This window comes from Nostoc sp. FACHB-280 (assembly GCF_014697615.1).
Classification (GTDB): Bacteria; Cyanobacteriota; Cyanobacteriia; order Cyanobacteriales; family Nostocaceae; genus Nostoc_B.
On the sequence record NZ_JACJSD010000006.1, the window covers coordinates 177,449 to 202,601 of the forward strand.

17 protein-coding genes and 1 CRISPR repeat array are annotated in these 25,153 nt (G+C 41.3%); of the genes, 10 read left to right on the plus strand and 7 right to left on the minus strand.

The window, feature by feature from the left end; translation table 11 throughout:
• Positions 1-3: 3 nt before the first annotated feature.
• Positions 4-609, minus strand: coding sequence for a hypothetical protein (locus H6G75_RS06665; RefSeq protein ID WP_190979165.1), 606 nt, complete (start codon positions 607-609; stop codon positions 4-6).
• 125 nt (positions 610-734) lie between these two features.
• Positions 735-1,952 carry a sulfite exporter TauE/SafE family protein gene (locus H6G75_RS06670; RefSeq protein ID WP_190979166.1) on the minus strand — a complete coding sequence of 406 codons (1,218 nt, stop codon included), beginning with the start codon at positions 1,950-1,952 and terminating at the stop codon, positions 735-737.
• 119 nt (positions 1,953-2,071) lie between these two features.
• Here H6G75_RS06670 and H6G75_RS06675 point away from each other — a divergent pair, with 119 nt between their 5' ends.
• Entirely contained in the window at positions 2,072-3,100 is a 1,029-nt protein-coding gene (locus tag H6G75_RS06675) for a M20/M25/M40 family metallo-hydrolase (protein WP_190979167.1), read from the plus strand.
• 63 nt (positions 3,101-3,163) lie between these two features.
• On the opposite strand, the gene H6G75_RS06680 is transcribed toward H6G75_RS06675, so the two are convergent.
• Entirely contained in the window at positions 3,164-3,598 is a 435-nt protein-coding gene (locus H6G75_RS06680) for a hypothetical protein (RefSeq protein WP_190979168.1), read from the minus strand.
• A gap of 275 nt (positions 3,599-3,873) precedes the next feature.
• Between H6G75_RS06680 and H6G75_RS06685 the strand changes: the two genes are divergently transcribed.
• Positions 3,874-5,523 (plus strand): alpha/beta hydrolase, encoded by a 1,650-nt coding sequence (locus H6G75_RS06685; RefSeq protein ID WP_190979169.1) that lies wholly within the window; start codon positions 3,874-3,876, stop codon positions 5,521-5,523.
• Positions 5,524-5,865: 342 nt separating this feature from the next.
• Here H6G75_RS06685 and H6G75_RS06690 read toward each other — a convergent pair whose 3' ends face one another.
• Together H6G75_RS06690 and H6G75_RS06695 are read right to left on the minus strand one after the other, a co-directional pair.
• A complete protein-coding gene (locus H6G75_RS06690; RefSeq protein WP_190979170.1) occupies positions 5,866-7,053 on the minus strand; it encodes an AbrB family transcriptional regulator in 1,188 nt (395 codons plus the stop codon).
• Between the two features lie 236 nt (positions 7,054-7,289).
• Entirely contained in the window at positions 7,290-7,628 is a 339-nt protein-coding gene (locus H6G75_RS06695; RefSeq protein WP_190967762.1) for a hypothetical protein, read from the minus strand.
• A gap of 193 nt (positions 7,629-7,821) precedes the next feature.
• Here H6G75_RS06695 and H6G75_RS06700 point away from each other — a divergent pair, with 193 nt between their 5' ends.
• Together H6G75_RS06700 and H6G75_RS06705 are read left to right on the plus strand one after the other, a co-directional pair.
• Positions 7,822-9,540, plus strand: coding sequence for an ankyrin repeat domain-containing protein (locus H6G75_RS06700; protein ID WP_190979171.1), 1,719 nt, complete (start codon positions 7,822-7,824; stop codon positions 9,538-9,540).
• 548 nt (positions 9,541-10,088) lie between these two features.
• Positions 10,089-10,817: a 2-phosphosulfolactate phosphatase gene (locus tag H6G75_RS06705; RefSeq protein ID WP_190979172.1), complete on the plus strand. Its 729-nt coding sequence runs from the start codon at positions 10,089-10,091 to the stop codon at positions 10,815-10,817.
• Positions 10,818-10,898: 81 nt separating this feature from the next.
• Here H6G75_RS06705 and H6G75_RS06710 read toward each other — a convergent pair whose 3' ends face one another.
• A complete protein-coding gene (locus H6G75_RS06710; protein ID WP_190979217.1) occupies positions 10,899-11,429 on the minus strand; it encodes a hypothetical protein in 531 nt (176 codons plus the stop codon).
• Between the two features lie 522 nt (positions 11,430-11,951).
• Between H6G75_RS06710 and H6G75_RS06715 the strand changes: the two genes are divergently transcribed.
• The 4 genes from H6G75_RS06715 (at position 11,952) to H6G75_RS06730 (ending at position 17,233) form a co-directional block, all read left to right on the plus strand.
• Positions 11,952-15,362, plus strand: coding sequence for a phycobilisome rod-core linker polypeptide (locus tag H6G75_RS06715; RefSeq protein ID WP_190979173.1), 3,411 nt, complete (start codon positions 11,952-11,954; stop codon positions 15,360-15,362).
• Between the two features lie 384 nt (positions 15,363-15,746).
• A complete protein-coding gene (gene apcA / locus H6G75_RS06720; RefSeq protein WP_190979174.1) occupies positions 15,747-16,232 on the plus strand; it encodes an allophycocyanin subunit alpha in 486 nt (161 codons plus the stop codon).
• Positions 16,233-16,296: 64 nt separating this feature from the next.
• Entirely contained in the window at positions 16,297-16,785 is a 489-nt protein-coding gene (gene apcB, locus H6G75_RS06725; RefSeq protein ID WP_190593212.1) for an allophycocyanin subunit beta, read from the plus strand.
• A 241-nt stretch (positions 16,786-17,026) separates the two neighbouring features.
• Entirely contained in the window at positions 17,027-17,233 is a 207-nt protein-coding gene (locus H6G75_RS06730) for a phycobilisome linker polypeptide (protein WP_190979175.1), read from the plus strand.
• 294 nt (positions 17,234-17,527) lie between these two features.
• Positions 17,528-20,087: direct repeats of the CRISPR family, unit length 37 nt; unit sequence GTTTCAATCCCTAATAGGGATTAGTTTGAATTGCAAT.
• Positions 20,088-20,447: 360 nt separating this feature from the next.
• On the opposite strand, the gene H6G75_RS06735 is transcribed toward H6G75_RS06730, so the two are convergent.
• A complete protein-coding gene (locus tag H6G75_RS06735; protein ID WP_190979176.1) occupies positions 20,448-23,087 on the minus strand; it encodes a CHAT domain-containing protein in 2,640 nt (879 codons plus the stop codon).
• 108 nt (positions 23,088-23,195) lie between these two features.
• Here H6G75_RS06735 and H6G75_RS06740 point away from each other — a divergent pair, with 108 nt between their 5' ends.
• Both H6G75_RS06740 and murQ read left to right on the plus strand, forming a co-directional pair.
• The gene (locus H6G75_RS06740; protein WP_190979177.1) at positions 23,196-23,612 is read left to right on the plus strand and encodes a DUF3110 domain-containing protein; all 417 of its coding nucleotides are present in this window, start codon (positions 23,196-23,198) and stop codon (positions 23,610-23,612) included.
• An 83-nt stretch (positions 23,613-23,695) separates the two neighbouring features.
• On the plus strand, positions 23,696-24,619 hold the full coding sequence (murQ, locus tag H6G75_RS06745; protein WP_190979178.1) for an N-acetylmuramic acid 6-phosphate etherase: 924 nt from the start codon (positions 23,696-23,698) through the stop codon (positions 24,617-24,619).
• Positions 24,620-25,153: the final 534 nt, after the last annotated feature.

Below are 25,153 nucleotides of genomic sequence, written 5' to 3' on the forward strand. Positions count from 1 at the left end.
TAATTAACTTCTTCTTGTCTGTTGCCAGAAAACTAGGAAAATCCCGACTAGTACAAAACCGGGAATTGCGATCGCCCAAGGTGGTAAAGTTTTTGTAGTTTCCTGAGCTACAGCATCGCTGTTGGCATTATTAATATTGACTTTTTGAGAATCTTGTGTATTACTTTGAGTACCAGCCGCGACGGTAACTTCAAACTTGAGGGTAAAGGGTTTGAAGTTAGCACCTTTTGCGGGTTTACCATTTAGCTGTAATTGATAAAGTCCGGGTTTGGGGAAGGTGATTTCCGCTCCGGGAATACCTTGGAAGCGTTCGGCGGATACAGGTTTGAGGGATGGTTCGAGTAATGCTGGTTCGCTGGGGGTGTGGGGTTCGGCGTAGACTGCCAACTGACAATTACACTGAGCGAGGGGAATGGTTTGTCCACCTTTACGCGCCAGAGCAAACCAAGCTTGGGTAGGTTCGCCAGCGCGGGGGTTATCATTAGGTTCGAGATGGAGAGTCGCGCCGACATCTGCGGCTACTTGAACTTTATGGGCAAAGACGGGGTGAATATTAGTAATTGCGATCGCTACACAGAACAGCAATAATGCGGATTTTAATTTTTTCATACTTGGAAAATAATTTATGCTCACCAAATAAGGCAAAAGTTAAAAGGCAAAATAAAGAAAAATAAAAATGCTCGTAAGCCTCTAAATTTATGGAGATTATCTTTTTACTTTTTACTTTTTACTTCTTACGTCTTAACCTGCTCACCTGCTTTTAACCAACGCAACAGCAATACCCCAAGAGTAGCTATAACTAGTAACATTGTTGCCAACTTATTACCCCCATTTGATTCTAGAGAACCTAGGTAATGGGAACCTATCACCACTGCATGAAAGGTACTCAAGATTAAAGCCGGCACAGTTAAGAGATGAATCTGTCGCCAAAGTTTACCCCAAGATTTTTGCAACGATTCCCAACTAGTTAAAGCAGCAGGAGTCATTAAGATCAATGCTACAGCACCCGCAGCCATCCCCCAGCGAAATTCTCTAGGAAAAAACCAAAAAGCGGCAAAATTCCATTGCAGAGAATGTTCAATGTTATGGGTGGTGTGGACTAAAGACAGCACAAAAGCACCCACACCCAAAGCCCGCCGATAACGCATAGGTGCAGCCCAGAAATTACTAATTGGGCGAGCAATTAAAGCCAACATCAAACAAAATAAGGCGGCGTGTCCGGTGTAGTCTACCATTGTGTCGCCAGTCCGCAATAAAGTAATTGCGCCAATAATTAGTGTTACCCAACCGCCTAAGCGAAATAATTGACTGCGCCGATCTTTACTAATTAACGAAGTAGAAACACCAACCCCCAGCATCGTGGGTAAAGTTCCTAAACCAAAAGCTAACATTGTGGCTGCACCCTTCCAGAGGTTGCTGGTTTCTGCGGCTTTAATTTGAGCCGCATACAAGAAACCACAAGGCATTAAACCCCAAGTCATTCCCAAAAATATGGGTGTCCACCATTTGGTTTGGTAGGAAAGTTTGACCATGCCTGCACTCAGGCGATCGTGTAAATTATTTTTTAATAAAGGGTGTAATACCGGAATATGGGGCAACCAATTTGGTTTAATTTGTCCTAAGCCAAACCAAATCAGCATAATTCCCGTAATCATCGCCATCCAACGGCGAAATTCACTACCAATTCCTGCGAGTTGTCCACCTTCAAACAATACCGAACCGACAGCCCCAATTCCTGCACCCACCAGGGCATAGCTGAACATTCTGCCGAGGTTTAGTAAAAAGTGAAATATTAATTGCTGTTGCCAAGTAGATGAACGTTCTGAGGTCGATTTCTGCCCATTTTGCTTACTTGACAGCGAAAACGCCACTGTTAAAGGGCCACACATCCCGAAGCAATGCCCAAAACTGCCGAGAAATCCCAGGATGGCGATGAGCGATAAATCTAACATATCCAGCCTTCAGCACTGCCCAAACAAGGAACAATAGGTTAAATTTTTGCCTCTGTCAACAGACAAGTCGTCAAACTTGAGTTTGCGCTACTCTAGGTCTGGAAAGCAAGGTTCAATGTATGCAAAAACGGATTTGGCTGGTGCTGTTGGCGCTGGTGGTAGTTGTGATTGTTGGTAGTAGAAGTATTGCATTCAATAGTTTTTTCCCCCAGGTTGCTGCACCAGAAATTGTTGAGCAAGTACCAGCCAAACAAGCTCAAACCAAGCCACCAATACAAGACAATACACCACAAGTTTCGCTTGAGAATTTGCTTGCCCACATTGAAAAGTTAAATTTTCAACGCTATACAACAGCAGAGCGATCGCGTACTCGTACATATATCACAAGTGAATTAAAAAAATCCGGCTGGAAACCACAGCTAGAAAAATTTACTGAGGGTGTGAATATCTTTGCAGAACGTTTAGGGACTGAGAAAACAGCAGGTACAATTCTCGTCGGCGCACATTATGATACAGTCGCCGCTTCTCCGGGTGCTGATGATAATGGTACTGGGGTGGCGGTAGTTTTAGAAATTGCTAGATTACTTGGTTCCCAGCCGACACCACGCACTTTACAGTTAATTTTTTTTGATAAGGAAGAAGCTGGACTGTTGGGTAGTAAAGCTTTTGCAGCTCAAGCCAAACGGTTAAAAAATCTCAGTGGTGTCATTGTTATGGATATGGTTGGTTATGCTTGCTACACTCCTGGCTGTCAACAATATCCACCGGGTTTACCTGTAACGCCACCCAGCGATAAAGGAGACTTTTTAGCAGTGGTAGGTGATACTGAACATTTACCTTTGCTGAGTGCTTTTCAAAACCCACAACCAGCTAATTTTCCAGCCGTTCTCACAGTACCTATTCCATTGAAAGGATTACTCACACCTGATACTCTGCGGAGTGACCATGCACCGTTTTGGTATCAAGGAGTAGGTGCAGTTTTAGTAACTGATACGGCTAACCTGCGTAGTCCTCATTATCATCAACCTAGTGACCAGCCTAGTACAATCGAGCGATCGTTTTTTGTCGGTGCGGCGCAAATTGTTGTGAATACTACCTCTGCTTTGTTAGCCAAACATGGAAGTTTAGCCACTCCAATTGCTCCTTAAGGCTAATATCCTGCCTCCTGCTTCCGGTTGGTGAGCGCAGCCGAACCATTGCCTCCTAACTTTCTACTTAACTTGTGGGTAAATTAACACCCAGTTTTGTTTATTATTAAGTTGCCAATATGAACCTTGAACAATCAGCCGCAAAGCAATGCGAGTCCTGAGATAATACCTAATTAAATGAGTTCCAGGTTGAGCGAAGACATCATCATAGTTTTGGTTGTAACCAAACGGTTTAGAACAATAGTTATTAGCACCCAGAACTGATAACACAAAAAATTGTGTTTCCTTGTATTCATCGGGAACCATAAAAATTCCATATACATGATGTTCGCCACGCCAGGGTTGCACAACGACTTGAGAGGCTGTTATCTGAAGTTTTTGTTTGTTTGATTTTAAAAAAGCTTCTGAATTACATTGGGAGTCATGTACAGGCCACCACAAAGTCACAATCAAGATTGAAAGTAACAAAATCAAAATATAGATTATTGGGCGACGCATACAGGATGAAATCTAAAGGTTTTAGCTGTCATTCGGGTTGCTGACTCAAGGCTCAAGTAAAGTATGTTTGTGGGATAAATTCTGCTCTCTATTAACATCCGCAACAAAAAGAGATGAACCTTTTCCGTAGATACTTGGCATATTCATGAAGTATCCACATATCTTGTATTACATGATGTCTATGTGCCTCCGTATTTTCTTGACTGCATCTTAAGAGTCGTCAAATGCCAAAATATCCGTTATATTCCCGTCAGGATTCATTGACGAATATTTTTATGGGAATAAGTAGGAAAGCTTTCAATTTATTGCTAGGTTGCTTTTGTGCCTTAAACTACACAATTTTTATAAGCATAAATACTGCGGCAAAAGCGGCTGATAAAGTTGTGTTGCGTTATGGTTTGTTGGCGGAGTCTGTTTCTTTAGCTGAGTTGCAAACAGCAGCAGCAATGGGAGATTTCCCGAATGGTTTTGAATTGTATGGTCGTAAATTATCTTCCCAAGAGCGGCGCTTTTTGTTAGAGACGCTGAAAATGCCGCTACCGTTGAATGTTGTGACTGTTAATCGGTTACTCAATACTCAGATTGGGGCAACAATTCTTAATGATTTCTCGACTGCGGTTGTACGTAAAGATAAAGCTGGTGTGCAAGCTCTGAGAGCGGGAGCAGTTATCGGTGCAACTGCGCCTCAAGGTTTGTCATTACTGAGTTTTATTGCGGCTTATCCGAGTCAAAGTTTGGAGATTAATTTACCTGCAATTTTCAAGTTATCTGGGAATTTTAATACCGCATTTTGGCGGACTCAACAATTTATGTTAGCGATCGCACCCCAACTTAATCAAAAATCGCTACAAGTTTCTTTACCATTTGACCCCAGTCAACCTGGAACGGCGGAAGTCCGAGTCTTAAAATTCAATTGGCTTGACAAACAACGTAACCGCAATATTCCTGTAGATATTTATTGGTCAAATGCTGCAACTGCAAATAAACCAGTAATTATTTATTCTCACGGTTTGGGTTCTGTGCGGACTGATTTACGCTATCTTGCAGAACATTTAGCATCTCACGGTTATGTATTTGTGGCTGTAGAACATCCTGGTAGTAATCAGACGAATGTTGATGCTGGTTTACAAGGTAAAAGTAAACTCCTTAAACCACAAGAATTTTTAGAACGTCCCAAAGATATTAGTTTTGTTTTGGATGAACTCGCCAAAATTAACCAAACTCCTAATGACCCGTTAGCAGGTAAACTTGCAACTGATAATGTGATGGTTATTGGTTATTCTTTTGGTGGTGGTACAGCTTTGGCTTTGGCGGGTGGTGAATTACAACTAGATCAGCTCAAACAACGTTGTAAACAAAATTTGGCTGTGTTGAGTTTGGGTGAAACTGCACAGTGCGTTGCTCAAGAACTACCAAACAACAGCTATCAACTGCGGGATACTCGAATTAAACAAGCGATCGCTCTCAATCCTACCAGTTCTTTAATGTTTGGCGACTCTGGTTTAACTAAGGTGCAAATCCCGACTCTCATCTTGGCTAGTTCCGCCGACAAAACAACACCAGCGTTGACAGAACAAATTGTCGGGTTTCACAAAATTCCTGCACCGAAATGGCTGGTTGGCATTTTGGGCGGTACACACCTGAGCGTTAAAGACCCCAGCACTACTTTAGACCAAGCCGGTCAACCCAACACACCTTTTACTGGCGGCGAAGTTGTCGGAGAACAAGCAGCCGATGTTCGTAAATTTGTGAAGGTGATAGTCCTGGCTATGGCTGCACAACTCACCCCAGAAGCTCAACAATATAGTGTGTTTTTGACACCGAATTATGCGATTTCAGCTTCTACACCAGCCTTTCCCTTTCTCTTGGTCACAGAAATTCCTCCTGATGCGCTCAAAGTAGTGGAGGAATATATAGATAAATAATTTTTACTTTTGCCTTTTGCCTTTTTACTTTTGCCTTGTTGTACTAGCGATCGCTTCTTTTTATTAAACACATAAGTTTTTCTAATTACTGGTATTTGCTGTTATTTGTCAATTTCTGTTGACTTATCGTAACAATATAGTTACACTTATTAATATAAGTTTATAAATCAGTAATAAACTACAACCAAATCCGCTAACAAATAAAGATATTGTCAGAATTTGATGTCTTTTGCAGTTAGCTATGAACAACGGACTTCGGTATCGGTATCTCCCATCGACATTTGGACTTCTCCTAATCACCTCGGTTTGAACAACGCCGAGGTTTTTTCTTTCCATTAACTTTCAGACTTCACACTTCAACTGACTTTCCAGACGGCGAAATAAAAATAACCAAAGTGGTAAGGAACTGTTAATGGCGATGAGTCGGACTAAATGGCCTGTGGTGACAATTTCCACATTATGATCTAATGCTAGGGAAACTAAGATCATTTCGGCAGCACCACCGGGGGCTGTAACCAAAAGACAAGTTAACCAATCCCAAGAAGTGAAGTGCATAGCCAGCATAGCAGCGATCGCACCTGCAATCAGCGTCAACGCTACAGAAATCAACGCATAACCGATGGTTCGTTTACCAAAGGTGGGTTTTTCTCCCCAATATTCCCCGATGGTAATTCCCAATAACATTTGACCAACTATATTCACCAAAGGCTGTGGACTCAAGTTAGCTCCACTCACAAAAGGTAAGCAATTCAAGAAATAATTAAAAAATATACCCAGTAGTAACGCCCCAAAAAAATCTCCAGCCGGAATTTTCCAAGCAATAGCGCCGTAAACTATCACTCCAGTCATCAGCAATGCTACCAGCAACAGTCCGATTTGTGAGGGTTCCAAACTAAGTAAAGCTTGTTTGACAGGAAGTGTTGCAGAATTCCAATAACTACCAACTGTGGTTCTCGCAATAAAAGGAATTACCAACACTACACAAGTAACTCGAATTGCTTGCACTAAAGCAACCAAAGTCACGTTTTTATTGTAATCAGCCGCAATTGATGACATCACACCCACACCACCGGGAACTGTCGCCAACATTGCTGTTAATAAATTAGTTTTGCTGAGTCGGGAATAAATATAGCCAATACAGCTACCACATACCAATAAAAAAAAGGTCAGAGCAACAAATATCGGAATCCCAGCAGCTAAATTGATCAGGTCACTATTACCATTAGATAAACCAACCGTCAGTCCTACAAGTCCCATCCCGACTTTTCTCGCAGTTCTGTTAGGTTTGGGTGTGTATTGGTAGAAAATTCGACATCCTTGGAGGATGATTGTACCAGCAGCGATACCACCAAATATCCAAGCAATACCGCCAACATGCAACTTTACCAAGCCGATACTCAGTGGTAATGCTAGTAGTATTTCTAAAGCCAGAACCATGATTTGAGGCACAATTAGCTGTGGTTGAGTACCAGAGACATTTTGATGAAAAATTTCCTCCTGAGTGGGAGTAACACTAAGGCTTTGATTCATTGATACAAGTTTTTTAAAATTAAATTTGTCGAGGTTCTGGAATTAATGCGATCGCCAATTACTGACTGTTTTTAAGTTCTATGTATAAAGGCAACAGTATCACAACAATCTTAATAAAATTTAAACATAGCTTTCAGCCTCATCACCACAGCAATGTTTGGTATTTAGGACAATAAATGGTAGGAAACATCTGTTTCCTACCATTTATTGTCGTTTTGAGTAATTGTCTTTCTGTACTAGTCTTCATCCAATGGTGGAAAAGCTTCTTCAAATTTCCACAATTCATCTTTATTTTCCAGAAACCAATTACGTGTAGCAGGCGTTAATTGACTCCAAATAATTGCACTAGGAATATTAGGACAATCATATTGATATTGCTGACCAAGTAATTTGAGATTTAACTCAACCTCATCAGGAATACCAAATTCTTGCCAGTCTACTACCACATGACTTCCGACAATTCCCGCAGTCGGATCAAAAATTAACTGTGCAGCCCTGACTAAATCAGCAAAGTGTCGTGGTTTAAGGTTAGATATCTGCTGAATATGTAGTAACTCTTCATCTTCTTGAGACATTTTCCCTAGAGTGATCAAAATTGACTACTTGTAGAACTTACTGCCAGAGATTTTGATTCCAATAGTTCTAGTTTAACGCTTACAGCACAATTCAGGCGTTTAGAGCAACTTGACGATATCTGTGGGGATAAGATGGGAAGCGCGATCGCTTCTGCTTGTAGTAATTTATATCAGAACTTAAATCAGAAAATGTATGGAAAAAATTCATATTGATGTCCAGCAGGGTAATATTGCGGGAGTCGCACATGAAATAGCCAATGGTGTTGATATTGAATACCTAGACGAGTATTCTCAGCAAACACCATTAATGTGTGCAGTTAGTAGCCCCAATGCAGGCGTTGAGATGATTCGCTTTCTCTTAGAACATGGTGCGAATGTTAATGCTATTGAACCAGAATCTCAAAATACCGTACTTGGGTTGGCTGTGCAGTCAGGAAATATCGATAAAATCCAATTTATTCTCGATGCTGGAGCAGATATTAACTATCAAACTCCAGATGGATATGATGTCTTAATTCATGCTATGTATGGTCGAGATATTTTACAAGACGAAAACTTAATATCAACTTTGAATTTACTTATCTCTCAAGGTGCTGCTGTCAATGGAATGAGTAGCTATGATGAATCTGCAATTAAAGTAGCTGCTCAGGTTGGGAGATTTGATGCTGTCCAATTATTATTGAACGCAGGTGCTAACCCAGAGCAACTGGAATGGACAGAATTAATGCACGCTATAGTTTTTGGCAGCTTAGAGCAAGTAAAGTTATTGCTAGAACAAGGCGCAGATCAAAATGTGCGTGATTGTTGGGATAGAACTCCTTGGTTATTGAGTATTCAGGTGGGTGAATTACCTAAAGCCAAATTACTTCTAGCGGCGGGAGCCAATCACAACGATGTGGGAAACTGCGGAAAAACGCCGTTAATGTATGCAATAGAAAACAATAGGGTTGAAGTCTTAGAGTGGCTAATTGCAGAGGGATTTGATATTGAAGCCACTGATGAATTTAGTAACACTGCGTTAATCATCGCAGCAGAGTATGGTGCTACTGATTGCGTCAAAATTTTACTAGAAGCTGGTGCAAACCCCAGCAGCAAGAATGATTGTGATGACAAAGCCATTAAGGTAGCGAAAAATCAAGAAATTGTCAGAATGTTAATTGCATCTGGTGAAGATATCAGCGATATTAACGATGATATGCGGCGATCGCTCACCGGAATTGACAACAACAAATTTGCATTATCACAAATAACTCCAGAGCAGTATTTTGCTGGCAAACATCCGCGCTTTGGCAAAACGAATCCAGAGTTGATGATAATTCCCTTTTGGGAAGCGATGATTTGTGAAGGTTGTTCTGCTTATACAGCTAAAAACTTTTTTGATGATACAGAAAATTGGCAAGATAAAGCATGGTGCTATGACCGATTTGGCAGAACCATTACACAATTACCAGATGGCAGAATTATAGAAATTGCTGGTGAACATGAAGACTCCTATGACCCTGATTTTTGTATATATAACGATGTGGTAGTTTATCAAGGTGATGGTAATTTTCAGATTTTTGGCTATCCCCAAGATGTGTTTCCGCCAACCGATTTTCATTCTGCCACATTAGTTGGAGAATACATCTATATCATTGGCAATTTAGGATATCTCGGTACAAGAGTTTATCATGAAACTCCAGTTTATAGATTACATATCCACACATTTATCATAGATAAATTAGCAACAACTGGAGAAAAACCAGGATGTATCAGTAGACACAAATCTCTCTACCAAGAACCAGATAAAATACAAATTACTGGTGGTAAATTGTGTGTGATTAATAATGAAAATATAGAAGATTATATAGATAACTCTGTTGATTACTTCCTAGATTTAATTAATTTCACTTGGAGCCGCGCTACTGTTTAAGTATTAAATTTCTAGAAATCCGATTTGATTTCTGAAAAAATTTTAGTATGTGTAGGGAAGCCACTACGTTGGGCGGCTCTGTCGACTTGTAGCATGTGGCGTTGTGTTGGGCGTAAGCCGTAACACACTGATAGCCTTGTATGAAATGCGTTACGCTGTCGCTAACACATCCCACTTACTACTAGCAATCTCTTGTAATACTTTAGTTAATAAAATTTAGTTTTATAAAAAACCCAACTCAAGATATAAATTTCCAGTAATAATTTACTCAGGTTTGATAAGCGCAACATACTTACCTAAGAACACAGTCTTGAATCAAGAAGCTTTGTGGAGGTAGTCACTATGATGGGAGCTGTGTGGTTCTTCGTTTTCTGCTTCATTTGGCTGATGGGCTTTTCTTTGTTGGCAGAAATCTGGTTTTATGAAGAAGAGCAGGAGTTTTAGTTGTCTACTAAATATAAAAAAACGAGATACCCGGCTTCTTTTAGGAGTCGGGTATTTCAACTTTGTAATTTAGACAGCCTGCGTTTAGCTAAATCTAACAACAGATGATTTATAATCAATCAGAGTTTGATTTGCGTTGTGAGTGGGGCGCACAAGGAATTGCTCAACTCGCTCCCATTAGTGATGTAGTTGTTATAGTTGATGTGCTTTCTTTTTCTACTTGTGTAGAGATTGCGACTAACAACGGAGCGATAATTTTTCCATATATATTTGGTGATGAATCAGTTAAAGATTATGCAAATTCGCTACAAGCTGAATTAGCAAGTCATCGTCAAAGTTTTTCTAGAAGTAAATATTCTCTCTCGCCAGTATCACTGATGAATATCCCATCTGAGACTCGGCTAGTTTTACCTTCACTGAATGGTTCGACTTTGACTTTGCTAACTGGAAGTACACCTACTTTGGCGGGTTGCTTACGAAATTGCGAAGCTGTAGCGCGGTTTACTCAAAAGTATGGGAGTAAAATTGCGGTGATTCCTGCGGGTGAGCGATGGAAGGAAGATGGTAGCCTCAGACCTGCATTTGAGGATTTGATTGGTGCTGGGGCTATTTTGAGCTATTTAGATGGTAGTTTATCACCAGAAGCGGCGATCGCTCTCCAATCATTTCAAGCTGTTCGCCAAGATTTACTGAGTTACTTACAACAATGTAGTTCGGGAAAAGAGTTGATTGCTAAAAATTTCGCTGCTGACGTTGAATTAGCCGCAGCTTTTAACATCAGCAGTTGCGTACCCTTATTTACTGATAACGCCTATAGGAAACAGTTAATTTAGGCAATTAATCTCAAGTTGCCGTCAAAGATAGTAACCCTCCTATCTCCGGTTGGTGAGCGAAGCCGAACCACTGCCTTCTATTTACAAGTCACACTGATGAGTTTGGCAATATTTTGCACTATCAATCTCGGCTTGCAATTGATTTAATTTAATAATTTGAAAAGCTGAACCACCTTGCACTTCCGCCAGAATATAAGCATATTTTTGACCTCTATAATAATGGTCTCGACCAACTTTATTAACTCGGCGAGACTGGCTGAAGTCATTAGCAATATTCGCGTTATAAATGCTTTGAATTAATCTCACAGCCTTGGCATTTTTGCTGGTGAATTTGATACTGGAGTCGCCACTGATAGTAATTCCTTCTTTGGTAACTATGCCATTCTCCGCCGGAACATCAACATAGAAATATAAATTACCTTTGTTGCCAGAATACCCATGTGCCTCGCTGCTATAGGTCAGTCTTGGTAATTGAGTTTTAGTTTTTGCCCATTTAATCACGGTATTAATGTTTTGTCCTGGCAGTGCATTAGCAGGTGCCATTGCAACCATAAACGCTAAAGACGACACAACTGCCAATGTACTGAAGTTAAATTTATTACTATTTTCCATATTTTTTCCCTGTAGTAATGCTGGTTGATACAGCATAGCCGATGATCATTTCGGGTTCATCTTTGAGGAAGAAACTGAGAGAGTATTAATTTTTGTAGACAAAAGCCAAAATGAAGCGATCGCTGCTCTCAAATCAAAAACTAGCGGTACTCAGAATTTTGGACTAGCAACCGAAACGCAAACATTTGTGTATTTTTGCTGTAGCTAGATAAAATTTGGCTTGCGCCTCAAGTAAAATATTTTTGTAAAGTTTTTAACTTTCAGATACAAAACTTAGATTTTGTCTAATGTCAAAAGAAGTATTTATTCTTAGGTTTGCTTAAACAAGACTACAGAATCTACATACTTCTTAATAAATTACCAGGAAAAACGCAAAACGTTCTAATCTAAAAGCTGACTGGGTTAATTTTACTGGCAGTTTTGAAGGCGGTACTCTGAAGGCATAAACACATCAATGTGTCAAGCCTCAAAGCGACCCAGACTTAACACATAAACGATTATGATGGGAGTTTTACAAATCCGATGAGTGTTAAGGCGAGTGGTGGAAGCTCAGTTGCGCGTCCGCAACTATATCAAACCCTAGCTGTAGCAACCATTTCTCAAGCGGAACAGCAAGACCGCTTTTTAGGAACTGGTGAATTAAATGAACTGGCAAGCTATTTTGCATCTGGTGCAAAACGTTTAGAGATTGCTCAGATTCTCACAGAAAATTCCGAGATTATCGTATCTCGTGCAGCTAACCGGATATTTGTCGGTGGTTCACCAATGGCTTTCTTAGAAAAGCCCCAAGAACCAGAATTAGCAATGGCTGGCGCTACTGTTGGCGCTGGTGGTGATGTCAGAGAAAGCATGAAACTAGGAACAGTCACCTACGTTGAAAGTCGTGGTGGCTTCTTAGAAAACTTGCGTTCTATCTTCAATACTTCTCCTGGCGGGCCAACACCTCCAGGGTTCAGACCAATTAACGTTTCCCGTTACGGCCCAAGCAACATGGCCAAGAGCTTGCGGGACTTGTCCTGGTTCTTGCGCTATGCTACTTATGCGATCGTAGCTGGCGACCCCAACATCATTGCTGTGAACACTAGGGGTCTGCGGGAAATCATTGAAAATGCTTGTTCTGGTGAAGCAACTATTGTGGCTTTGCAGGAAATTAAGTCAGCGTCCCTGTCTTACTTCCGCAAAGATGCTGAGGCTACAGAAATTGTGGCTCAGTACATGGATGTGTTGCTGACAGAATTCAAAGCACCCACACCTTCGACCAAATTACGCCAGCGTCCTTCTGGCGACCAACAAGGTTTACAACTGCCGCAAATTTATTTTAATGCCGCAGAACGCCGTCCCAAGTTTGTGATGAAACCTGGGTTGTCAGCTACCGAAAAAAATGAGGTCGTCAAAGCAGCATATCGGCAAATCTTTGAGCGCGATATTACCCGTGCTTACAGCTTGTCAATTTCTGATTTGGAATCCAAAGTGAAAAATGGCGACATCTCTATGAAAGAGTTTGTCCGCCGTTTGGCAAAATCTCCGCTTTACCAAAAACAGTTTTATCAGCCTTTTATTAACAGTCGCGTCATTGAACTTGCTTTCCGTCACATTTTGGGACGGGGGCCAAGTAGCCGGGAAGAAGTGCAGAAATACTTCTCCATCATTTCTAATGGTGGTCTAGCGAAATTAGTGGATGCGCTGGTAGATTCTGACGAATACGCTGATTACTTTGGTGAAGAAACGGTACCCTACATTCGTGGTTTGGGTCAAGAAGCCCAAGAATGTCGTAACTGGGGGCCACAACAAGACCTGTTTAACTACAGTGCGCCTTTCCGCAAAGTACCGCAGTTCATTACTACATTCGCAGCTTACGAACAACCATTACCAGATCAACACCCTTATGGTTCTGGTAACGACCCATTAGAAATTCAGTTTGGCGCGATTTTCCCGAAAGAAACTCGTAACCCCAGCACCCGTCCAGCGCCATTTGGTAAAGATACAAGACGGATCTTGATTCACCAAGGGCCTGGAATTAATAACCAACTGAGCAACCCCAGAGCGCGAGGTGTAGCACCTGGTAGCCTAGGGCCAAAAGTATTCAAGTTGGATCAACTTCCTGGCACTATCGGTAAGAAAGCCGCCAAGGGTGCAAGTGTTAAGTTCTCTGAAAGCTCCACACAAGCAGTAATTAGAGCAATTTACTTGCAAGTTATCGGTCGTGATGTTTATGAAGGTCAACGGCTGAAAGTCCAAGAAATTAAGCTGGAAAACGGCGATATTTCTGTACGGGAATTTGTCAGAGCTTTGGCTAAATCTGACTTATTCCGCAGTTTGTACTGGACACCGTTGTATGTTTGTAAAGCGATCGAATACATCCACCGTCGCTTGTTGGGTCGTCCAACCTATGGTCGCCAAGAAAATAACAAATACTTTGACATTGCTTCTAAGAAAGGTTTTTACGCTGTTGTTGATGCCATCTTAGATAGCGTTGAGTACAGCGAAGCCTTTGGTGAAGATACAGTTCCTTACGAACGCTATCTGACTCCTGCTGGTGTGTCTTTGCGACAACTGCGTGTTGGTACTATCCGCGAAGATGTGGTTGCTACCAAAGTTGACAAGCAAGAAACACCCCGCTTTGTGGAATTGGGTGCTGTGAGCCAAAATCGCACAGAACCAGATATTCAATTCCGCATTAATCAAGGTGTTAGCAAGCAACGCGAACAAACAAAAGTCTTCAAGCTGGTAGCAAATACAGTTGATAAAGTTGCAGTGAAAACTGTAATTAGTGCTGCTTACCGCCAGATTTTTGAGCGTGATATTGCACCTTACATTGCTCAAAACGAATTCACTAGCCTAGAAAGTAAGCTGGGTAATGGTGAAATCACTGTCAAAGAATTTATTGAAGGTTTGGGTTACTCTAACCTGTACTTGAAGGAATTCTACACACCTTATCCCAACACCAAAGTGATTGAGTTGGGAACCAAGCACTTCTTGGGACGTGCGCCTGTAGACCAAGCAGAAATCCGCAAGTATAACCAGATTTTGGCTACCCAAGGTCTGAAGGCGTTTATTGCTGCCTTGTTAAATAGTGCAGAGTATCGCCAAGTATTTGGTGAAGATACAGTTCCTTATCGTCGCTTCCCAACTTTACCTGCGGCTAACTTCCCCAACACTGAAAAGCTGTACAACCAACTCACCAAGCAAAATGATGATCTAGTTGTACCTAGCTTTAAGCCAGTTAAAGCGCGGATGGAGTCTGCCAATACACCAATTTTGGCAAAAGCGATCGCAGATTTGGCAGCCCAAGCACGGCAAATCGACAAGACCAAGCCGTTGTTTATCGAGTTGGGTCGTTCTTACAACGATGGTCGCGGCCAATCTGTCGAAGTTGGTGTTGGTACTAGCCGTCGTAAGCCTGCACGGATTTTCCGTTTAACAGATGGTAGTAGCCAAGCAGAAAGACAGCTAATTATCAACGCTGCTTACCGTCAGGTATTGGATGTATTTAGCGGTCAAGTTCCTGACTACTATCGTCGTAGCGAACTCGACAGCAGACTGCGGAATGGTGAAATCTCAGTGCGTGAGTTTGTCCGCGAACTCGCAAGCTCGGAAATCTATCGCAAACGCTTCTATGCGCCTTATCCTAACACCAAGGTGATTGAATACTTATTCCGTCACTTGTTGGGTCGCGCACCAGCTACTCAAGGCGAGATTCGTCAATATAACAAACTATTGGCTGATAGTGGTTTGAGAGCGGCTGTAGAAGCCATTGTAGATAGCCCAGAATACGCTCGCTACTTCGGTGAAGATGTGGTTCCATACCCACGCTTCCCATCCCTACCTGCTGGTAACTACCTCGGTAGTGTTCAGGCGGCGGCTGATCTAGTAAAACAATCTTGGTCTAGTCTGTCTCCTGCTTTGTTAACTGGTCGTCCTGGCGATCGCTAATACTTAGTTAATAGTCCAAGTTCAATAGTCAAGAGTGTTAACTTCTTGACTATTGAATCATGGCTATTGACTATTGACACTTTACCTTTAGTAACACTCCTCTCAGATTGTGTGTTCAGGTGTAAATCTGAAAAGGAATATTACAAAGTATTAAGAGCAGTCATAAATGCTCAACAGAATGCCGGAGAATATTTTGCGGAAGGTAGCTGAGTTTTACAGCTCATGTAGTTGAAATTTACACTACTGAACTTGTAAAGTACTAGCTACAGCAGCTACTCAACTGTTGTATCTAAAAAACAACGAGAGAACGTAGCTACATTCGACCGAAATTAAAATCGCACCAGTTTCATATCCTGGTTTCATTAGTACTGGAGGAATCCATTAATGAGTATCGTCACGAAGTCCATCGTGAATGCTGATGCAGAAGCTCGCTACCTCAGCCCTGGCGAATTGGATCGCATTAAAGCTTTTGTTTCTGGTGGCGCACAACGCCTCCGGATCGCTCAAGTTTTGACCGACAACCGTGAGCGTCTAGTTAAGCAAGCTGGCGACCAATTGTTCCAAAAGCGTCCTGATGTTGTATCTCCTGGTGGTAACGCTTACGGTCAAGAATTGACAGCTACCTGCTTACGCGACCTAGACTACTACCTGCGTCTCATCACCTACGGAATCGTTGCTGGTGACGTTACACCCATCGAAGAAATCGGTATCATCGGCGTTCGTGAAATGTACAAGTCTTTAGGTACTCCTATTGATGCTGTTTCCGCAGGTGTTGCTGCACTGAAAAATGCTGCTTCTACCCTGTTGTCTGCTGAAGACGCTGCTGAAGCTGGCTCTTACTTTGACTACGTAGTAGGTTCATTGGCGTAGGGTAAAGCTTTTTCCCTGCTGATACAAACTGTTGCAATACGGTTGAAAATAAGGAATTAACAAAATGGCTCAAGACGCAATTACCGCTGTCATTAACTCTGCGGACGTTCAAGGTAAATACCTCGATACAGGTGCTTTAGAAAAGTTAAAAGCCTACTTCGCAACTGGTGAACTGCGCGTTCGTGCAGCTACCACCATCAGCGCAAACGCAGCTGCGATCGTTAAAGAAGCTGTTGCTAAATCTCTGTTGTACTCTGATATCACCCGTCCCGGTGGTAACATGTACACCACCCGTCGTTACGCTGCTTGTATCCGTGACTTGGATTACTACCTCCGCTACGCTACCTACGCTATGTTAGCTGGCGATCCTTCCATCCTGGATGAGCGCGTATTAAACGGCTTGAAAGAAACCTACAACTCCTTGGGTGTACCCGTAGGCGCTACTGTACAAGCTATCCAAGCAATCAAAGAAGTAACCGCTAGCTTAGTCGGCCCCGACGCTGGTAAAGAAATGGGCGTTTACTTAGACTATATCTCCTCTGGCTTGAGCTAAGAGCTAGTTGGCATCTAAGTCATTAGGTGCGGCTTTATTAAGGTCTGGAAATCAACTGTGAGTGCTAGAACGTCTTGTCGCTTATTGCAATTGCATAGATTATGATGAGTGTTAGTGGTCTAGTATTTATGTTTGATTTCCAGCCTTGGAGAGATTAATTAAAGATTTGTCTAATAAAATATACTCCCGCTTCATTTTGAGATAAAAAAAGTTTTCACACTCACCACAGGAGATTGATCACATGGCGCGGTTGTTTAAAATTACTGCTTGCGTTCCCAGCCAAACCCGGATTCGTACTCAACGCGAACTACAAAATACCTATTTCACCAAATTGGTTCCCTACGAAAACTGGTTCCGTGAACAGCAACGGATTCAAAAAATGGGTGGCAAAATCGTTAAAGTGGAACTGGCAACTGGCAAGCAAGGCACCAACACTGGCCTGTCCTAATTCATCTATACAAATAGAACTTTATTGTAGGGAGTTCCCAGGAGGTCAAGAAAGACCTCTTTTTTTATAGCAGTCTTTGTGTTGATATGTGAGGAGCAAAGGCAAGGGAGAGAGGTGTTTATAAATCAATACGGTTCAGTTAAAGTGATGAGAGTTGATTTCTCAATTTTCTGCTCTACCTATCAGACAATGAGCAAGATTTGGGGGATTCTCCCCCAAGCCCCCGATTGGGTGACGGTTGCGTCCCCCAAACCCCCTCCAAAATTATTTGTTCGTTTTTTGTTGAGTTATCTTTTGCTAATCCCTAATAGGGATTAGTTTGAATTGCAATCTGGGTCATCTGGCTCAACACTGTACACCAGTCCGTTTCAATCCCTAATAGGGATTAGTGTGAATTGCAATGATCAAGCCATACTTTATTCAGCCTGTACAAAAATGTTGGCTGTTTCAATCCCTAATAGGGATTAGTGTGAATTGCAATGTGAATACTCATCATCTAGTTCATACTTTGGGAATAGTTTCAATCCCTAATAGGGATTAGTGTGAATTGCAATTCAATGGCGTGTGCGTGTTCTTCTCTAACTTTTCGCTCGTTTCAATCCCTAATAGGGATTAGTTTGAATTGCAATGCTTCGAGCCGGGCGAACTACCATATACATGCGTGTTTCAATCCCTAATAGGGATTAGTTTGAATTGCAATTCCTTGCAAGAGGTCGTTGCAACCGAAGCAGGGCAAGTGTTTCAATCCCTAATAGGGATTAGTTTGAATTGCAATATTTCAAAGCGTAAGAAATTCCAAAAGGTACTAGGTTTCAATCCCTAATAGGGATTAGTTTGAATTGCAATTTCTCCCTGACCAGTGCTTCTATGACTTCCGATTTGCTCGTATTTTGGTTTCAATCCCTAATAGGGATTAGTTTGAATTGCAATACTGCCTATCGCTCAACTGCTGCCGTCCCCGTGCATTAAATGTTTCAATCCCTAATAGGGATTAGTTTGAATTGCAATTTTTCCCTTGCCCAGTTGCGGGGCGACCCACTTTTTGTTTCAATCCCTAATAGGGATTAGTTTGAATTGCAATTTTTGCTTATAGATAAAGTATCTCTACCACGCTACCAAGTTACTCGTTTCAATCCCTAATAGGGATTAGTTTGAATTGCAATTCTTCATCGCTCATTCTGCTCACGCCTCCACTTGAGAGGTGGGTTTCAATCCCTAATAGGGATTAGTTTGAATTGCAATTAAACTCAGGTATCCAGTCTTTACAAGCCTCAATCGTTTCAATCCCTAATAGGGATTAGTTTGAATTGCAATTGATTTGTTTTTGGCGAATATCGACCGTAGCGCACGTTTCAATCCCTAATAGGGATTAGTTTGAATTGCAATCCCCCCACTACTCACCGCCACATCTTCATTACTAGTTTCAATCCCTAATAGGGATTAGTTTGAATTGCAATATGTACTTGTAAATCATTTACCGATTGGCATTGCTGTTTCAATCCCTAATAGGGATTAGTTTGAATTGCAATGAATATCGCACCTTGCATGGCTATTGGTGGCGCGTTTCAATCCCTAATAGGGATTAGTTTGAATTGCAATGCTACATTATCGCCACTCTCGCAATAATTAACAGGAATACCGGTTTCAATCCCTAATAGGGATTAGTTTGAATTGCAATATAATGTGGGCGATGGGTTTCTCAGTAAAGACTTGGTTTCAATCCCTAATAGGGATTAGTTTGAATTGCAATATTCAAATACTAAAAGGTGGATGCTAGTTAAAAGTGTTTCAATCCCTAATAGGGATTAGTTTGAATTGCAATCTATCAACCCATCGATAATCTCTGGAGACCCTCCGTTTCAATCCCTAATAGGGATTAGTTTGAATTGCAATTAGAGCAGGTATTCTACTTTCCCCCTATTGGCACAAGTTTCAATCCCTAATAGGGATTAGTTTGAATTGCAATTTTGTGTCTAAAAACTTGATTCTGCCTGTCCAAAGTTTCAATCCCTAATAGGGATTAGTTTGAATTGCAATCAATTGCTGCCACGCGCACATAGTACGTTCCAGTACTCGTTTCAATCCCTAATAGGGATTAGTTTGAATTGCAATGTTTGTCCCGTGCCGGGAAGCTGGGGGATTGTCGAGTTTCAATCCCTAATAGGGATTAGTTTGAATTGCAATACACTTGCTGATTAAAGGGCATCTTGTCCCCCTTGGGTTTCAATCCCTAATAGGGATTAGTTTGAATTGCAATCTTCTTCTTGTTCGTTAAAACTGATTGCATAGGGTTCAAAGTTTCAATCCCTAATAGGGATTAGTTTGAATTGCAATCCATTACTGAAATTTGTTAGTTCATAATCACATCTGTTTCAATCCCTAATAGGGATTAGTTTGAATTGCAATACTAAGGGAATCTCAACTCACACTACCCGCCGGAGTCTGGTAGTTTCAATCCCTAATAGGGATTAGTTTGAATTGCAATTTGATTTAAATATGGCTGATGTAACCTACGCCGAACCGTTTCAATCCCTAATAGGGATTAGTTTGAATTGCAATTATACAAAGTTCGGTTTTTATATGCCCAAGGTTGTTTCAATCCCTAATAGGGATTAGTTTGAATTGCAATTTTCTTTGATTAATTCTGCCAACTCCTCAATTCCGACTAGTTTCAATCCCTAATAGGGATTAGTTTGAATTGCAATCTGCACGGCATAATTCGCCATCTCTCCCGCGCCAGTGTTTCAATCCCTAATAGGGATTAGTTTGAATTGCAATTTAGGAAAAATCCTTCCTGATGGGTTTGTGTACCCACAGGTTTCAATCCCTAATAGGGATTAGTTTGAATTGCAATTGCGGGAGCTGGAAAAGCTTACTGTATTTAGTTTTCAAGGTGCAGTTTCGCGGATGGGATAATTTTAACATGGTGGAATGTCAATTGATTTACACTAAATCGCTGAAACCCAGACTGTGTAAGCTGCGCGGATAATTTTAATTAATTTTATCTGCAAAACCTTACCCTCTAAGCCATCCAGCCATTCTTACTCAAGGGCGATTTTGCACACCTACCCATCCGCGCATTTTGACTAAATTTTTGCTGTTAATATCTTTTGTGTGCCTTCTGCGCTACTTGCTACAATGCGGGAAATCTCCGCAACGCAGTGGCTCCCTAACCTAAGCAAGACTAGATAGCCTATAGTTCCTAGACCCTAGCTTACAACCAATTACCAATCAACACATAAGCAGACCAAAAACTAGGCGCTTTGTAATTAGGATGTTGCAAGATTTTGAGTTGAGCATGACGGAGAGCTTTAGCTTTGCTGATGTTTCCTTTTTTCAGTTCTTGATAAAATTCACTGACAAACAAGGCTGTTGATTCATCATCAATTTGCCACAGAGAAGCTAGGGTGCTACGCGCACCGGCTCTGATGGCTGTACCTGCAAGTCCTAAAGCGGCGCGGTTGTCTCCGGTTGCGGTTTGACAGGCGCTTAATACTAATAGTTCTACTGCTTGTGTTTGAGTTTCATCTCGATTGCGGAGTAAGCTGTCAAATTGTTTGACATTAATCGGCCCATCGGCAGCTAAGATAAAGGTTTTGTCAGCACTAGAACTAAACTGGCCGTGGGTGGCTAAGTGTACGATATTGAAAGGAACTGAGTTGACTGCTTTTTCGAGAGCTTTGCTGGTAAATTCCTGATCTATCAGATCAGTTGTGGCAATTCCCGCACTGGTAATCGAATTAACTTCTGATTTAATTGCTGGTAGTGGCGCAAAGTTGGGAAAGTCTGCTGGAGGTTGAGTTAACCCAGCTGCTAAAGCTTTTAGTTGTTGTTGTACTATGGGCTGAGGATTTTGCAGTTGTAAACCAACACTTAACGCGATCGCATATTTTTCAATTAAGAATTTTTCCCCATCGTAAAGTGATGCCATTGGTATGTTGCGTAAGACACCATCCAGTACAAATACGAGAGTGTCAACTTTCCTGGCTGATAATTCCGACTCGACTGGTTTAATCAGCCAGTTATAAATAATCTGCGATTGGTTTTTAACAGCATTAGTCGCTGTGGGATTCACTAATAGTTTTCGCAGATTAGTAACAATTGTTTCTACTTCTGCTTGAGTAATATTAATGCTCTCAAGTTTTAGGGTTTGGTTGGGTAGTTTGACAATTACCTGGAGTTGTTGCGGGAGAATAATCGGATAAAAAATCGCAGTGGTGGGATTTTCGATATCTACAACTTGATCGAGAACAATATTTTTCCCTTCTAAACAAGCTTCTTGGAAGAAGTTATCTATTTCTGCCAATTGCAAAGCTTCTATACGCTGACGTGCCTGATCTAAGATTTTCCCATTTTGTTGCCCTGCTTGAGATTGCAAGAGTAACTCTACTGATTGGCGATACAGTGGTTCAACGCTATCTCGAAAATTAAATTGTATGTCTTGATTGATGGTTGCTAAATCACTTCGTATAGATTTGATAGTGTCCACTGCGGCATCATAAGCCGCGATCGCACCTGTAAAATCTTTCTGTTGCCAAAGTAATCTGCCTAACTGCCACTGCAAGCGATAGGCAATATCTGGAATAATACTGCCTTGGGCTAAAATTAATCCTTGCTGAGTTAGACTTTTTGCTGCTGACCATTGTTGAGTTTGTTCGTACAAATTACCTAAATTCAAAAGTGCATTGGCTTCGGCGCGGCGATCGCCTAAACTCTGAGATTGTTTGACAGCATTAGCTAAAATTTGAGCAATTTTTGGCATATCTGGCAGTTGAGATTCCAGATGAGATTGTTTTTGGCGATTCGCAGTTCCTAGTTTAATTAAGCTTTGGGCGTAATTAATCTGGGAGTAAATAGCTTTGCGACTAGGAGGGAGTTGATTCAGTTGAGATTGAATCTCAGGTAATATTGATACCGCCGCTGTTAATTGTTGCTCTTCAATTAACAAACTCAGGTAATTCAGTTGTGCTGAAATTTTGCTTAAAGGTGAAGTAGATAGTTTGATAGCTTGTTGATAGTGGGCGATCGCATCTTGGTTTTTTTCTTGCTTGCGTGCATTGTTGCCCAAACTCAATACACTGGCTGCTGTATCATAATCAGATTTTAAGCGTTGAGCGATCGCTAAACTTTGTGCTAAAACTTCCTGGGATTTTGTGAGACTTCCCGATATTAACAAGGCGTTACCGAGCGATCGCAATCCCACAGCTTTTTCGAGGGAATCTGGCTGTGATTGCAACTGTTGATTAACTACCTCTAGCATTTTAATGGCACGACGGTAAAAGCCTTGTGTGCGCCAAGCTTGTGCTTGATTGATTTGCGATCGCACCACTCCACTATAATTATTGGTTTGCTGATAAATTTGCTCAGTTTTTTGCCAACTAATTAAAGCTGCTTCTGGCTTTCCCTTCAACAGTTGTAGACGAGCTTGAATTTCTAGGGATTGGGCGAATATTAGCGAATTTTGAGTATCTGTTAGCAGTTGCAAACTCTCATCAATTGCTTGCTGTGCCTTTGTCAGTTCACCCAATTGTTGGTAAGCCAGAGATAAATTACTGAGGGTAGTAGCTAGTTTAAGTTTATCTTGTGTCTGTTTATATGCTTGTGCTGCTTGTGTTAAGACTTCTACTGCTTCCGCAAAGCGTCCAGCATCATAGAGAGTTTTACCTTGTTCTAAAGCAGTAATGGTTGCATTCGTCAATGAAGATGCTGTGTAAATATGAGCAGGTAAAGTTGCCAGCACAGGCGAACTCAGCACCAACAGTAGACTGACGACAAAATACAACAATAAGCTTAAAAGCTTACTGATTGTGCGGATATTGAGCCAAAAATCCCTAATTTTGGTTTTGATGGGCATGGCAACAAGGAGATGATTAAATAAAAAAGTATAGAGGATGGGGGTTGAAAGTTAAAGACTAAAAACAATTTATTTCATACTTCATACTTCATACTTCAGCTTTCAAAGATGATTACACCAATGCGTATATTTGTTTTAATTTTTAATGCTCACACAGACAACGAAGGGATTCACACAGTGCGAGTTGGCGATCGCAATAAAATTCTCATGTTTGAGTCAGAAGACGATGCTCTGCGCTTCGCCCTGATGTTAGAAGCTCAGGATTTTCCAACACCAACAGTCGAAGCGATCGATTCAGAAGAAATCAAGGAATTTTGCGAAAGTGCTGGTTACGACTGGGAAATCGTTCCCGAAAATAGTGATTTAATCATACCCCCAGAACTCAACGTCGAGGAAACCGACTGGGAAGCAGAAGCCGCCAACAATGATAGTGATTATCCAGAACAAGTTCCACCCGCCGCAGAAACAGAATTTTCTGAGTCGGAACTCGACAGTATTCGCCGCAAACTAGAAGGATTATTGTAGTTAGTTATTGCTGATGAGTCATTGGTCATTGTTTACTGACAAATGACTAATGACAAATAACAAATAACGCAGGAAACAAAAAAATGGCAGATTTGCAGGAACGCGGGCATCTTCTTACAGAACAAATCAATCCTCTCAGTCAAAATTTAGATCAACTGAGTTCTTTAGAATTAGTAGAACTGTTTAATATAGAAGACCAAAAAGCAGTAGCCGCAGTAGCCGCAGCTAAAGTTGAATTAGCTCAAGCCATTGAAAAGACAGCAGAGCGACTACAGCAAGGCGGGCGCTTATTTTATATCGGTGCTGGCACCAGTGGTAGATTAGGCGTATTAGATGCAGCTGAATGTCCTCCTACTTTTTGTACACCTCCAGAATTAGTCCAGGGAATCATTGCTGGTGGTGCTGGCGCATTAGTCCGCAGTTCTGAGGATTTAGAAGACCGAGCCCAAGATGGCGAAGCTGCGATCGCTCAACGACATATCACCCAATTAGATGTAGTGGTGGGGATTACGGCTGGCGGAACAACCCCCTTTGTACATGGGGCGCTGAATGCGGCTCGTCAAAGAGGAGCCGTCACCATATTTATTGCCTGTGTGCCGCAAGAACAAGTTAGTATCGACGTTGATATTGATATTCGGTTGTTAACAGGGCCAGAAGTATTAGCCGGTTCAACTCGCTTAAAAGCTGGTACAGCCACCAAGCTGACTTTAAACATCTTGTCTACTGGGGTAATGGTGAAGCTGGGTAAGGTTTATGGTAATCGGATGGTGGATGTTGCTGTCACAAATCAAAAACTCCGCGATCGGGCTTTGCGAATTCTCCAAGACCTCACAGGCCTAAGTCGGGAAACTGCCGGTCTACTGCTAGAACGTAGTGGTAAATGGGTGAAACTCGCTTTGTTAATGCACTGGACTGGTTTAGAAAAACAAGCAGGCGATCAACTTTTATCAGAACACCAAGGTAATCTGCGAGCCGCAGTAGCCAGCTACAACAACACTAAAGCCTGAGTATCGCAAAATTGCAAACTCAATTTTTCTGCAAAATATCTGGCTGCTACTAGTTTTTGGTGGCAGTCAGATGTTTGGCGATACGGACATTGCAATAGTCAGGCGATCGCTTAATAGCAGTAAAGCCAACTTCAAAGGTAAAACATCAAGAAACTACTATTCGCAAATCTTAGTTAAAAATCAAAAATTTGATTATAAGTTGATCAATCTTTAGTTGAATTGTCAACAAATTTGATACTATGTTCCGCCAATCTTATTATTCAATTTATTTTCTACCAATAAATAAAATTAGCTATTAGCTCAACCACATCTAGTTTGCCAATAAAAAATATTAAAAAATCTTGCGTATTGGGCATTTTACTTGTTCTGTTTATGCAATTCTAATGTCTAACAGCTTACGAAATCATCCGATTTAGTTTTTCTAAAAAAATACCAAAAAAATAATCACATTCATGATTGGTGCTACAGGTTACATTTAACATAAAAAATACACATAAGATACGCAAAGCCTTATATCAAAAGCTTTAGAAATTT

Excerpts from the sequence above, each read along its gene's own strand:
- H6G75_RS06665 (WP_190979165.1), bottom strand. The coding sequence starts at position 609 with ATGAAAAAATTAAAATCCGCATTATTGCTGTTCTGTGTAGCGATCGCA.
- H6G75_RS06690 (WP_190979170.1), bottom strand. The coding sequence starts at position 7,053 with ATGAATCAAAGCCTTAGTGTTACTCCCACTCAGGAGGAAATTTTTCAT.
- H6G75_RS06735 (WP_190979176.1), bottom strand. The coding sequence starts at position 23,087 with ATGCCCATCAAAACCAAAATTAGGGATTTTTGGCTCAATATCCGCACA.
- H6G75_RS06700 (WP_190979171.1), top strand. The coding sequence starts at position 7,822 with ATGGAAAAAATTCATATTGATGTCCAGCAGGGTAATATTGCGGGAGTC.
- apcA (WP_190979174.1), top strand. The coding sequence starts at position 15,747 with ATGAGTATCGTCACGAAGTCCATCGTGAATGCTGATGCAGAAGCTCGC.
- H6G75_RS06715 (WP_190979173.1), top strand. The coding sequence starts at position 11,952 with ATGAGTGTTAAGGCGAGTGGTGGAAGCTCAGTTGCGCGTCCGCAACTA.
- H6G75_RS06685 (WP_190979169.1), top strand. The coding sequence starts at position 3,874 with ATGGGAATAAGTAGGAAAGCTTTCAATTTATTGCTAGGTTGCTTTTGT.
- apcB (WP_190593212.1), top strand. The coding sequence starts at position 16,297 with ATGGCTCAAGACGCAATTACCGCTGTCATTAACTCTGCGGACGTTCAA.
- H6G75_RS06675 (WP_190979167.1), top strand. The coding sequence starts at position 2,072 with ATGCAAAAACGGATTTGGCTGGTGCTGTTGGCGCTGGTGGTAGTTGTG.
- H6G75_RS06695 (WP_190967762.1), bottom strand. The coding sequence starts at position 7,628 with ATGTCTCAAGAAGATGAAGAGTTACTACATATTCAGCAGATATCTAAC.
- H6G75_RS06705 (WP_190979172.1), top strand. The coding sequence starts at position 10,089 with ATGATTTATAATCAATCAGAGTTTGATTTGCGTTGTGAGTGGGGCGCA.
- H6G75_RS06670 (WP_190979166.1), bottom strand. The coding sequence starts at position 1,952 with ATGTTAGATTTATCGCTCATCGCCATCCTGGGATTTCTCGGCAGTTTT.
- murQ (WP_190979178.1), top strand. The coding sequence starts at position 23,696 with ATGGCAGATTTGCAGGAACGCGGGCATCTTCTTACAGAACAAATCAAT.
- H6G75_RS06680 (WP_190979168.1), bottom strand. The coding sequence starts at position 3,598 with ATGCGTCGCCCAATAATCTATATTTTGATTTTGTTACTTTCAATCTTG.
- H6G75_RS06740 (WP_190979177.1), top strand. The coding sequence starts at position 23,196 with ATGATTACACCAATGCGTATATTTGTTTTAATTTTTAATGCTCACACA.
- H6G75_RS06730 (WP_190979175.1), top strand. The coding sequence starts at position 17,027 with ATGGCGCGGTTGTTTAAAATTACTGCTTGCGTTCCCAGCCAAACCCGG.
- H6G75_RS06710 (WP_190979217.1), bottom strand. The coding sequence starts at position 11,429 with ATGGAAAATAGTAATAAATTTAACTTCAGTACATTGGCAGTTGTGTCG.